Source organism: Streptosporangium heterodermiicola (assembly GCF_051390675.1).
Lineage (GTDB): Bacteria > Actinomycetota > Actinomycetes > Streptosporangiales > Streptosporangiaceae > Streptosporangium.
This window is the reverse complement of the sequence record NZ_JBPJSR010000012.1, coordinates 92,489-104,064: the sequence shown is the minus strand read 5'-3', so window position 1 is coordinate 104,064 and position 11,576 is coordinate 92,489. Positions and strand designations below refer to the sequence as shown.

Annotated in this window: 12 protein-coding genes; 11 read left to right on the top strand and 1 reads right to left on the bottom strand. The window is 73.3% G+C overall.

Annotated features, from left to right (window positions below; genetic code table 11):
* The first annotated feature begins 82 nt into the window (after positions 1-82).
* The 11 genes from ACSC1Q_RS25245 to tsaD all read left to right on the top strand — a co-directional run bounded on the left by ACSC1Q_RS25245 (position 83) and on the right by tsaD (position 10,181).
* A complete protein-coding gene (locus ACSC1Q_RS25245) occupies positions 83-1,498 on the top strand; it encodes a PhoX family protein (RefSeq protein WP_436761187.1) in 1,416 nt (471 codons plus the stop codon).
* Positions 1,499-1,559: 61 nt separating this feature from the next.
* On the top strand, positions 1,560-1,910 hold the full coding sequence (locus ACSC1Q_RS25240; RefSeq protein WP_436761186.1) for a holo-ACP synthase: 351 nt from the start codon (positions 1,560-1,562) through the stop codon (positions 1,908-1,910).
* Between the two features lie 10 nt (positions 1,911-1,920).
* Positions 1,921-3,480, top strand: a complete 1,560-nt coding sequence (locus ACSC1Q_RS25235; protein ID WP_436761185.1) for an NAD(P)H-hydrate dehydratase — start codon at positions 1,921-1,923, stop codon at positions 3,478-3,480.
* Positions 3,477-4,604, top strand: coding sequence for an alanine racemase (alr, locus tag ACSC1Q_RS25230; protein ID WP_436761184.1), 1,128 nt, complete (start codon positions 3,477-3,479; stop codon positions 4,602-4,604). The genes ACSC1Q_RS25235 and alr overlap by 4 nt, the downstream gene beginning before the upstream one ends.
* Positions 4,605-4,624: 20 nt before the next feature.
* Complete coding sequence (locus ACSC1Q_RS25225; RefSeq protein WP_436761183.1) at positions 4,625-5,713, top strand: alpha/beta fold hydrolase; 1,089 nt, start codon at positions 4,625-4,627, stop codon at positions 5,711-5,713.
* A 241-nt stretch (positions 5,714-5,954) separates the two neighbouring features.
* Entirely contained in the window at positions 5,955-6,407 is a 453-nt protein-coding gene (gene tsaE / locus ACSC1Q_RS25220; protein ID WP_436761182.1) for a tRNA (adenosine(37)-N6)-threonylcarbamoyltransferase complex ATPase subunit type 1 TsaE, read from the top strand.
* 306 nt (positions 6,408-6,713) lie between these two features.
* On the top strand, positions 6,714-7,382 hold the full coding sequence (locus tag ACSC1Q_RS25215; RefSeq protein ID WP_436761181.1) for a hypothetical protein: 669 nt from the start codon (positions 6,714-6,716) through the stop codon (positions 7,380-7,382).
* Between the two features lie 6 nt (positions 7,383-7,388).
* Positions 7,389-7,949 (top strand): class F sortase, encoded by a 561-nt coding sequence (locus ACSC1Q_RS25210; protein ID WP_436761180.1) that lies wholly within the window; start codon positions 7,389-7,391, stop codon positions 7,947-7,949.
* A gap of 75 nt (positions 7,950-8,024) precedes the next feature.
* Positions 8,025-8,708 (top strand): tRNA (adenosine(37)-N6)-threonylcarbamoyltransferase complex dimerization subunit type 1 TsaB, encoded by a 684-nt coding sequence (gene tsaB / locus ACSC1Q_RS25205; RefSeq protein WP_436761179.1) that lies wholly within the window; start codon positions 8,025-8,027, stop codon positions 8,706-8,708.
* A complete protein-coding gene (rimI, locus tag ACSC1Q_RS25200) occupies positions 8,705-9,157 on the top strand; it encodes a ribosomal protein S18-alanine N-acetyltransferase (protein WP_436761178.1) in 453 nt (150 codons plus the stop codon). Before tsaB ends, rimI begins: the two co-directional genes overlap by 4 nt.
* Positions 9,150-10,181, top strand: coding sequence for a tRNA (adenosine(37)-N6)-threonylcarbamoyltransferase complex transferase subunit TsaD (tsaD, locus tag ACSC1Q_RS25195; protein WP_436761177.1), 1,032 nt, complete (start codon positions 9,150-9,152; stop codon positions 10,179-10,181). Before rimI ends, tsaD begins: the two co-directional genes overlap by 8 nt.
* A gap of 288 nt (positions 10,182-10,469) precedes the next feature.
* Here tsaD and ACSC1Q_RS25190 read toward each other — a convergent pair whose 3' ends face one another.
* Positions 10,470-11,528 carry an alkene reductase gene (locus ACSC1Q_RS25190; protein ID WP_436761176.1) on the bottom strand — a complete coding sequence of 353 codons (1,059 nt, stop codon included), beginning with the start codon at positions 11,526-11,528 and terminating at the stop codon, positions 10,470-10,472.
* Positions 11,529-11,576 lie beyond the last annotated feature (48 nt).

The window sequence follows — 11,576 nt, the reverse complement described above, 5'->3', positions numbered from 1 at the left end:
TAATTGTCGATATATGCCATATAGCGGTTTACTAGGGCGGATTAACGTGGCGTGAATCCACCGGACCCAAGGGAGCCGCAAGATGGATCGTCGTCGTTTCCTCGCCCGAGGCGGTGCGCTGGCCGCCCTCGGGGTGGCCGGGCCGTTCGCCGGTGTCGCACAGGCGGGACTGAACGGGGAGATCCTTCCGGGCGCCGGGTACGGGCCGCTGAAGCCGGTCAAGGACGAGCGGGACGGCGTGGTGCGCCTCCACCTGCCCGCCGGTTTCAACTACAGGTCCTTCAGCGCAGCCGGTGACAAGTACGGCGACGGATCCACCGTCCCCTCCCGGCACGACGGCATGGCCGCGTTCCGCGGGCCCGCGGGCAGCGCGATCCTCGTCCGCAACCACGAGGTGAACGGCCCGGTCGGCGCGTTCGGCGACCCGGCCAGGGCCTACGACCCGGCGGCGGGCGGCGGCACCTCGACCCTCCGGGTCACCCGCCACGGCAAGGTCCTCAAGTCCGCCCCCAGCCTGACCGGCACCCAGATGAACTGCTCGGGCGGCCCGATGCCCTGGGGCGCCTGGGTGACCTGCGAGGAGACCGTCAACGGGCCCGACGTGGGCAACGACTCCACCGGCCAGGACAACAGCAAGCTCACGCAGAAGCACGGCTACGTCTTCGAGGTCCCGCTCGACGGCAAGGCCGGAGGGCCGATCAGGAGCGCCGGGCGGTTCGCCCACGAGTCGGCCGCGTTCGACGGGTTCACCGGCGCGGTCTACCTCACCGAGGACAACTTCAACTTCGCCTCCGGCTTCTACCGCTACCTGCCCCCGAAGAACCCGCTGACGGCCCGCCGCATCCTCGACGGCGGCAGGCTCCAGATGCTGGCCGTGCGGGGCGCCCCGGGCAAGGACCTCTCCCTCGGCCAGCCCAAGGGGGCCTCGTACGCGACCACCTGGGTGGACATCGACGACCCCGATCCCGCCTTCATCGGCACCCCCGCCAACGTCGTCGCCGGTCAGGCCGTCGGCAACCAGGGCAGGGCCAAGGGGGCGGCGATCTTCTCCCGGCTGGAGGGGGCGATCAACCACCACGGCACGATCTACTTCGTCTCCACCCAGGGCGGCGCGACCGCGCCCGGCGACACCCCGGCCAGCGGCTTCGGCAAGGGACGCGGCCAGGTGTGGGCGTACGAGACGTGGAGCGGGCGCCTCAGGCTCGTCTACGAGTCGCCGGGCGCGGTCACCCTCGACCTGCCCGACAACGTCACCGCCAGCCCCCGGGGCACCCTGGTCCTCTGCGAGGACGGCTCGGGCGACAACTACCTGCGCGGCCTCACCCGCCGGGGCGAGATCTTCGACTTCTCCCGGCTCGTCCCCGTCGAGGGCGACTCCGGCGCCGAGTTCGCCGGATCGACGTTCGGCCCCGGCGGCCACACCCTCTACGTCAACGTCCAGGCGTCCAAGGGGATGAGCTTCGCCATCTGGGGCCCCTGGCAGCGCGGCGACTTCTGACCTCCGGCTCCCGGCCCGGTGGCCGGGATCCAGCAGCGCGTGCCGCCGCTAGCCTGGGAGCGTGATCGTTGGTATCGGCGTCGACGTCGTGGACACGGCCAGGTTCGAGGCGACGCTGGCGCGGACGCCCGCGCTGCGGGGGCGCCTGTTCACCGAGGGGGAGAGCGCGCTGGGCACGGCCTCCCTGGCCGCCAGGTTCGCGGCCAAGGAGGCCGTCGCCAAGGCCCTGGGGGCGCCTCCCGGGCTGCGGCACCTGGACGCCGAGGTGGTCAGCGGGGAGCACGGGCGGCCCGAGCTGCGGGTGACCGGGCGGGCGGCGGAGGTCGCCGGGGCGCTGGGCGTGGCCAGATGGCACATCTCCCTGACCCACGACGGGGGCGTCGCCATCGCCTATGTGATCGCCGAGGGATAGATTCGGTGGAATGCGGACCGCGTACACATCCGACCAGATCAGGGCGGCCGAGGCGGCGCTGATGGCGACGCTGCCCGAGGGCGCCCTGATGGAGCGGGCGGCCACCGGGCTCGCGGTGGTCTGCGCCAGGATGCTCGGCGGGGTGTACGGCTCCCGCGTCGTGCTGCTCGTCGGCGGCGGCGACAACGGCGGCGACGCCCTGTACGCCGGGGCCCGCCTGGCGGCCAGGGGGGCGAGGGTCGAGGCGCTCCTCGCGGGGACACGCGTCCACGCGGGCGGCCTGGCGGCCCTGCGCCGCGCGGGCGGCCGGGTGACCGGCCTGCGCTCCGACCACGGCCCCGCGCAGGACCCGGCCCCGGGAGGCCCGACTCGGAGGACCCTGGAAGACCCGGCGGGAGCGCGCGTCCGCGCCCTGCTCGACGCGGCCGACCTGATCGTGGACGGGATGCTCGGCATCGGCGGGGCCGGGGCGCTCAGGGAGCCGTACGCGACCCTCGCCGGGCTCGCGAACGACGCGCCCGGCGAGGTCCTCGCGGTGGACGTGCCGAGCGGCGTGGACGCGAGCAGCGGCCGGGTGGAGGGCCCGGCGGTCCACGCGGACGCCACCGTCACGTTCGGGGCGTGGAAGGCCGGGCTGCTCGTCGATCCCGGCTCCGGGCACGCGGGCCGTAAGGAACTCGTCGACATCGGCCTCGGCCCCCACCTGCCCGACCCCGACGCGGCCGTGCTCACCGGCCCCGACGTGGCCGCGCTGCTGCCCAGGCCCGGCGCGTCGTCCGACAAGTACCGCAGGGGCGTCGTCGGGATCGCGGCCGGGAGCGAGCGCTACACCGGCGCCGCGGTGCTCGCCGTGGGCGGGGCGCTGCGGGCCGGGGTGGGCATGGTCCGCTACGCCGGGGCCGCGGAGCCGGTGGCCCAGGTACGGGCCCGCTGGCCCGAGGCCGTGATCACCACGCTCGCGCCGGGAGAGGGGGTCGAGGAGGTGGGCCGCGTACAGGCGTGGGTGCTCGGACCCGGCCTCGGCACCGGCGACGAGGCGCGCGCCGTCGCCCGCTCGGTGCTGTCTAGCGAGGTCCCCGTGCTCGTCGACGCCGACGCGCTGACCCTGGCGGCCCAGGACAGGTCCCTGCTCCGCCGGGCCGCGCCGGTGCTGATCACCCCGCACGCGGGCGAGCTCTCCCGCCTGATCGGCGTGCCGAGGGAGCGGATCGAGGCGCGGCGCCTGGAGAACGCGCGGCGGGCGGCGGACGAGCTGGGCGTGACGGTGCTGCTCAAGGGCTCGACCACGCTGGTCGCCGAGGAGGGGCGGCCGGTCAGGATCAACCCCACAGGCAGCCCCTGGCTCGCGACCGGCGGCACCGGCGACGTGCTGGCCGGCCTGGCGGGCGCGCTGCTGGCCGCCGGGCTGAGCGGGTACGACGCGGCCTCCTGCGCCGCCTACCTGCACGGGATCGCCGGTGGGGAAGGCCCTCTCACCGCCTGGGACGTCGCCGAGGCCCTGCCGGAGGCGGTGCGCTCCCTGGCCGAAGGACCTCGGCACAACCGCTCACCTGCCAAACTGGGAGCATGAGTTTCCCGATGACTCCCGCCGAGGCACGGGTGGACCTCTCGGCGATCGGCGAGAACCTGGCGCTGCTCGCGAGCCACGCCCCGGGCGCCGAGATGATGGTCGCGGTGAAGGCCGACGCCTACGGGCACGGGCTGGTCCCCGTCGCGCGCGCCTGCCTGGAGGCCGGGGCGGGGCGGCTGGGCGTCGCCTACGTCCGCGAGGCCCTGGAGCTGCGGGCCGCGGGGGTCACCGCGCCGATCCTGGCGTGGATCCTCCCGCCGGGCGAGCCGCTGGAGCGGGCCGTCGGGCACGACGTCGAGCTGTCGGCGGGTTCCGTCGTGACGGCCGACGCGATCGCCGGCGCCGCCGCCAAGGCCGGCAGGGCGGCGAGGGTGCACCTGAAGGCCGACACCGGCATGTCGCGCGGCGGCGCGTCGGCGGCCGACTGGTCCGCCCTGGTCGACCGGGCGCTGCGGCACCGGGCCGAGGGCACGATCGAGATCGTCGGGCTCTGGTCCCACTTCGCCTGCGCCGACATCCCGGGAGACCCGTCCGTCGCGGCCCAGCTGGCCGCCTTCGACGAGGCGCTGCTCGTCGCGGAGAAGGCGGGCGCGGGGGGCTCCCACGTCGTCAGGCACATCGCCAACTCGGCGGCCATCCTGACGCTGCCGCGGGCGCGCTATGACCTGGTCCGTCCGGGCATCGCGGCCTTCGGGCTGAGCCCGGTGCCCGGGCTCGGGGACTTCGGGCTGCGCCCGGCGATGACGCTCACCGCCCGGATCGCGCTGGTCAAGCGGGTGCCCGCCGGATCCGGCGTGTCCTACGGGCACCTGTACATCACGGATCGGGAAACGACGCTTGGCCTCGTCCCGCTCGGGTATGCGGACGGGGTCCTACGGCACGCCACCAACCTGGCGGAGGTGCTGGCCGGTGGCCGCAGGAGGCGGATCGCGGGCAGGGTCTGCATGGACCAGTTCATGATCGACGTGGGGGACGACCCGCTGGCGGAGGGTGACGAGGTGATCCTGTTCGGCGACGGCTCGCGAGGTGAGCCCACCGCCCAGGAGTGGGCGGATTCCCTCGGCACGATCACGCATGAGATCGTGACCAGGATCGGTTCGCGGGTCCCGCGCGTTTACCGGTGAGAGGCAGCTCAGGGGGTCGCATGAGTAGTACCAGACGGCGCAGGGCCGGTATCGCGGGCGCGATCGTCGGTGTCGCGTCGGCGGGGGTGGCCGCCGGGGCCCTCGCCAAGCGGTACGCCGTCGGGCGCATCAGGCTCCGCCCCGACCTGGAGGCGAGCGAGCCGCTCGGCGAGCTGCGCGGCCGCCCCACCACGGTCACCACCTCCGACGGTGTTCCCCTGTACGCCGAGGTCGACGGGCAGGAGGACGCCCCGCTGACCGTGGTGTTCTGCCACGGCTACACCCTCAACCTCGACTCCTGGCACTACCAGCGGCGCGACCTGGGCGGCACGCACCGCCTGGTCCTGTGGGACCAGCGCTCCCACGGCCGCTCGCCGCGCATCCCGATGCGGGACTGCTCGATCGACCGGCTCGGCGACGACCTGGCCGAGGTCATCGAGGCGCTGGTGCCCGGCCCGTGCGTGCTCGTCGGCCACTCCATGGGCGGTATGACGATCATGGCGCTGGCCGACCGGCACCCCGAGCTGTTCGGCGACAGGATCAAGGGCGTCGCGCTGATCTCCACCTCCACCGGCAAGCTCGGCGAGATCTCCCTGGGCCTGCCCGCGCTGCTGTCGAAGGCGGTGCACAGGGTCACGCCGGGCACGGTCTCGCTCCTGAGGCGCGGCGGCTCGCTGGTCGACAAGAGCCGCCAGGTCGGCAACGACGTGGCCTTCCTCGCCCTGCGATACCTGGGTTTCGGTGACTCCAGGAACGTCAGCCCCACGGTCGTCGACTTCGCCGAGTCGATGATCCGCTCCACCCCGTTCGAGGTGATCGCCGAGTTCTACCCGGCGCTGATGTCGCACGACAAGCTGAGCGCGCTGCGCGTGCTGGACGGGGTCCCGACCTCCATCATGGTCGGCGACAAGGACTGGCTCACGCCCGTCGAGCACAGCAGGGCGATGGCGGCGGCGCTGCCGAGCGCCCGGTTCACCGAGGTTCCGGAAAGTTCGCACCTGGTCCAGCTGGAGCGGCCTGCGGTGGTCAACGACGCCCTGCGCGACCTGCTCAAGCGGGTGGACGCGGGTGAGATCGACGCCGCCGACGCCGGTGACGCGGACCGGTGAGCCGGGGGCACGCGCACGGCGTACGGGTGATCCCGAGGTCCTACGGGAGACCGGGTTCGGAAGGGTGCCGGGCGGCGCCGTGGGCGCGCACGGCGTACGGTGAGTCCCGAGGTCCGACGGGACCGGGGTTCGAGAGGGTGCCGGGCGGCGCCACGGGGTGGTCGGCGGGCCCCGGGAGGCGCCGTGAGACACCAAGAGGCACGAAGAGACACCAAGAGGCATCGACAGGAGTGACGAAGCGGTGAGAATCGTGGCGACCGCCGAGGAGATGCGGGAGCTGGGCGAGGAGCTGGCGGCGCTGTTGCGCCCGGGAGACCTGGCGGTGCTGTCGGGCCCGCTCGGCGCGGGCAAGACGACCCTGGTGCAGGGGATCGCCGAGGGGCTCAAGGTGCGCGGCCCGATCACCTCGCCGACCTTCGTCATCGCCCGGGTGCATCCCTCGCTCTCGGGGGGCCCGCCGCTGGTCCACGCCGACGCCTACCGGCTCGGGGGCGACCTGGAGGTCGACGACCTGGACCTGGACGCCTCGCTTGAGGAGTCGGTGACGGTCGTGGAGTGGGGCGAGGGCCTGGTGGAGGGGCTCGCCGACGACCGGCTGGAGATCCTCATCGGCAGGGGCGCGTCCGGAGAGCCGGGCGAGGAGCGGACCGTGACCCTGCGGGGAGTCGGGCCGCGCTGGCACGGTGTCCTCTAGCGGTGTCCTTTGGCGGTGTCGGCCGGCGGTGTCCTTTGGCGGTGTCCTTTGGCGGTGTCGGCCAGAGGTGTCCTCCGGCGGTGTCGTCCGAGCGTCGGCGCGGGGTCCGCTCAAGTCATCTTCACGGTGTCGTCTGATGTGCCTACGAAGAAGGAGAAATCCTGGCACGCTGGCACTACGCCCCATTGGTCTAGATCGTCAGGCGTGATGATCGACTCTGGCGGGTTTGCCCATGTTTAATGGGGAACAGGTGGGAAATCGTGCCGGGCGAGGGTCGTCGGCCGGAGGGCGAAGTGGAGTTCGACGGTGCCAAGCGTCAAGCGTGTCGCGGTTCTGGGAGCCATCCTCCTTTTCGGACTGGTCGGGTGCTCGGCGGGCGCCGAATCGGCCAGCCCAACGGGCACGCCCACCCCAACCCCGCCTGATTCCGGCATCAGCCGGCAGGACATCGAGGTCCAGCTCCAGCCGGCCCGCGCCAAGGCCGGGCAGAAGGTGTGGATCCTGGCCAACTGCCCGATCCCGCAGGGCGGCCCCGAGCATCGCGGCACCGCGTCGTCCCGGATCTTCCGTACCCCGGTGACCCTCGACCCGATCCTCGCGACGCCCACGCCCGACCCCGCCTCGACCGCGACCCCGACGCCGCGCCCGTGGGTGCGCGGCCAGGCCACCGTCGCCGAGGGCACCGCCCCCGGGGTCCACGAGGTCAACGCCAGGTGCGAGGGGACCAACGACACCGGCAAGGCCAACCTGAGGATCGTTCCCGACACCGAGCCGAGCTCGACCCCCTCCGAGGAGCCCACCTCCAGGCCGACCCGGACGATCATCAGCACCGAGGCGCCGGGCACGGGTGGCGGCGGCACCGCGGCCGGAGGGCCCGGCGAGTCGGGCGCCCCGATCGGCACGACCGGAATCCTGCTCGCCCTCGCCCTGGCGGGCGGCATCGGCATCGCGGTCGTGCGTCGCCGCCGTTCGTAGTCCCCGATGGCAGATTCCACCCGCTGGTCCAGGATCGTCCTGGCCGGAGTGATCACCGGTGCCGTCATGGTCGCGTTCGGCAACCGGGGCGGCGACGTCAAGGAGGAGAAGGCGCCCGCCCGCTCCGCGATCGTGCCCAGCCGCATCGACATCCCGTCCCTGGGGATCAAGGCGCCCCTGATGAAGCTCGGCGTGACGGACGGCCGGGTCGACCTGCCGCCGTACGAGAAGCCGAACGTCGCGGGGTGGGTCAAGGACAGCGCGGTCCCCGGCGACGAGGGGTCCGCGGTGATCCTCGGGCACGTGGACACCAAGACCGCGCCCGCGGTCTTCTACAAGCTCAAGGACATGCGGGAGGGGCAGGTCATCAAGGTCGTGCGCAGCGACGGCAAGGTGGCCCAGTACCGGGTGGACACGATCGAGCAGATCAGCAAGCACCGGTTCCCCGCCGACAAGGTCTATCTTGAGGACGGCCTGCGGCTGATCACCTGCGGCGGGGACTTCGACTGGGACAACCACGAGTACCGCGACAACCTCATCGTCTACGCCACCCTGGTCAAGACCTGAGTCCCGCCCGTCCGGGGGGCCCGGCCCGGGGGGAGTGCCACCGAGCCCTCCCGGGACGGGATAGGCTAACTGTTCGTGCTGGTCCTGGCCTTTGACACCGCCACCCCCGCCGTCACCGCAGCTCTGCACGACGGTGAGAGGGTCCTCGCCGAGTCGGCGACGATCGACGCGCGCCGCCACGGCGAGTTGCTCGTGCCCACGATCGAGACGGTCCTGCGGGAGGCCGGAGCCTCGCTGGGCGACGTCACCGCCGTCGTCGCGGGCTCGGGCCCCGGCCCCTACACCGGGCTCCGGGTCGGCCTGGTGACCGCCCAGGCCCTCGCGACGTCGCTGGGCGTCCCGGCGTACGGCGTGTGCACCCTCGACGCGCTCGCGTACGGCAGCGGGCTCGCCGAGCCGTTCCTGGTGGCCACCGACGCCCGGCGCAAGGAGGTGTTCTGGGGCCACTACCGGGACGCGCGCACCCGGCTGTCGGGTCCCGCGGTGGACCGGCCCCAGGACCTGCCGGGGGAGCTCCCGCTGGCCGGAGCGGGCGCGCGGATGTACGCCGAGATCGTCGGCGCCTCCCGGATCCTGGACGTCCCCGAGTATCCCCACGCGGGCGCCCTCGCGGCGCTCGCCGCCGATCACCTCGGCGAGCCGGGCGTCGTGGAGGCCGTGGCGAGTGGCACCCACCCCGTGCTCGGCCCGCCCCGCCCGATCTACCTGCGCCGCCCCGACGCCAAGGTGCCCTCGGCGCCCAAGAGGGTCACCGCATGACGGCGGTGCTGCGCCCGATGACCGCGGACGACCTGCCCGCGGTCATGGAGGTCGAGCGGAAGACCTTTCCGGCCGACGCCTGGAGCGAGGGCATGCTCCGCGGCGAGCTCGACGACCAGCCGAGGACGAGACACTACGTGGTGGCCCTGGTCGACGACGTGATCGTCGGCTACGCGGGCCTCGCGGCGGCGGGGGACCAGGCCGACGTGCAGACCATCGCCGTCCTGGCCGAGTGGCGCCGGGCCGGTGTCGGCGGCGCCATGCTGACCGAGCTGCTGGCCGAGGCCGCCCGCCGGGGCGCGGTGTCGGTCTTCCTTGAGGTGCGCGCCGACAACCCGGGCGCGCAGGCCGTCTACGACAGGTTCGGGTTCGAGCGGATCGGCCTGCGCCGCCGCTACTACGAGGACGGCACTGACGCGATCATGATGAGGAAGGATCTCCATGCGTGACGAACCGGTGGTCCTGGGCATCGAGACCTCCTGCGACGAGACGGGCATCGGCATCGTCAGGGGGCACACCATGCTGGCCAACGCCATCGCCTCCAGCGTCGAGCAGCACGCCCGCTTCGGCGGGGTGGTGCCCGAGGTCGCCTCCAGGGCGCACCTGGAGGCGATGACCCCGACCGTGGAGCTGGCACTGGGCCGGGCGGGGCTGCGTCTCGCCGACATCGACGCGATCGCGGTCACCGCGGGGCCCGGCCTGTCCGGCGCGCTGCTGGTCGGCGTCGCCGCCGCCAAGGCGTACTCGCTGGGCCTGGGCGTGCCGCTGTACGGCGTCAACCACCTGGCCGCGCACGTCGCGGTGGACCAGCTGGAGCACGGGGCCCTGCCCAAGCCCTGCGTCGCGATGCTGGTCTCCGGCGGGCACTCGTCCCTGCTGCTGGTGCCCGACGTCGCCAGGGACGTCATCTCGCTGGGGTCCACGGTGGACGACGCCGCGGGCGAGGCGTTCGACAAGGTGGCCAGGGTGCTCGGCCTGCCGTTCCCCGGCGGCCCGCACATCGACAGGGTGGCCCGTGACGGCTCCGGCGCGGCCATCGCGTTCCCGCGCGGCAAGTACGACGACGGGACGCTCGACTTCTCCTTCTCCGGCCTGAAGACGGCCGTGGCCCGGTGGGTGGAGGCGAAGGAGAAGACGGGCGAGGCGGTCCACGTGCCCGACGTGGCGGCGTCGTTCCAGGAGGCCGTCGTCGACGTGCTGACCCGCAAGGCGCTGCGCGCGTGCGCCAAGTACGACGTCCAGGACCTGCTGATCGGCGGTGGCGTGGCGGCCAACTCCCGGCTGCGGGCGATGGCCCAGGAGCGCTGCGACGCGGCCGGGGTCCGGTTGCGGGTCCCCAGCCCCGGGCTGTGCACGGACAACGGCGCCATGGTGGCGGCCCTGGGCTCGGACCTGGTGGCGGCCGGCATCACGCCGTCGGGGCTGGACATCCCCGCCGACTCCTCGATGCCCATCACCACCGTCCACGTCTGAGAAGCCGCGCACGCACCGCCGCCGTCCACGGCTGAAGATCAGGTCTGGGTACGGCCGCGCACGCTCCGCCGTCCACGGCTGAAGATCAGGCTTGGGTACGGCCGCGCGCGTACCCGCCGTCCATGTCCGACGGGCCCGGCCCTCGTCCGCGGGTGTCGCCCGGCCGGGGCGCTCCGCCCACGCGCGCCCGGTGCCCGCCGGCCGTCGGCGCCCCCGTCGGGCGGCGGCTGTGCGGGCTCCCCGCGGCCGGGGTTCCCGGGGTGTCCTGGGCGGGGTGCGCGGGGCGTTCTAGGCGGAGTGCAGGGCCAGCACCGGGTAGTCGGTGTAGCCGCGGTGGTCGCCGCCGAAGGCCGAGGCGAAGTCGGCCTGGTTGAGCTCGGCGCCGAGGCGCAGCCGGAGCGGCAGGTCGGGGTTGGCCAGGAACGACGCGCCCAGCGAGACCAGGTGGGCGCCGCGCTCCAGCCAGTGCGCGGTCCTGGCCGAGGGGTCGCCGATCGAGGGGTCGTTGACGATCAGGGTGTTCGGCCAGGACTTGACGATCTCCTGGTTGAGGTCGTCGGAGGGGCCGGCCACCAGGTGCAGGTAGGCGAGGTCGAGCGCGGCGAGCTCGGAGACCAGCGCCGGGTAGACCTCGTGCCTGTCCTCCTCGACCAGGTCGCCCGCGCCGTTGCCGGGCGAGAGCCGGATGCCGACCTTGGAGGCGCCGATCCGGTCCGCGACCGCTCGCGCGGTCTCCGCGGCGAAGCGGATCCTGTTCTCCACCGAGCCGCCGAAGTAGTCCTCGCGCAGGTTCGCGTTCTGCGACAGGAACTGGTGGATGAGATAGCCGTTGGCGCCGTGCAGCTCGATCCCGTCGAAGCCCGCGTCCACGGCGCGCGCGGCGGCGTCGGCGAAGTCCTGGACGGTCGACTCCACCTGGGCGGTCGTCAGCTCGCGCGGGGTCTGGTAGTCCTGCGGGCCGGAGGGCGTGAAGATCTGGCCCGCCGGTCGTACGGCGGACGGCCCGATGGGCAGCGCGCCGGTGTTGTCGGGGTGGCCGATCCGGCCGGAGTGCATGATCTGGGCGAAGATCCTGCCGCCCGCCGCGTGGACGGAGTCGGTGACCTCACGCCACCCGGCCACCTGCTCGTCGGTGTGCAGTCCGGGGGTGTTCATGTAGCCCTTGCCGTCCTGGCTGGGCTGCACGCCCTCGGTGATGATTAATCCCGCGGAGGCCCGCTGCGCGTAGTAGAGGGCGGTCAGCGACGAGGGGACCCCGTCGACGTAGGACCGCGACCGGGTCATGGGCGCCATCACCAGGCGGTTGGGCAGCTGGAGACCGGCGAGCGAGTACGGGGTGAAAGGCATGACGACTCCTCATATTGGCTGGCCAACTTGGCTGGCCAATAAGTAGTT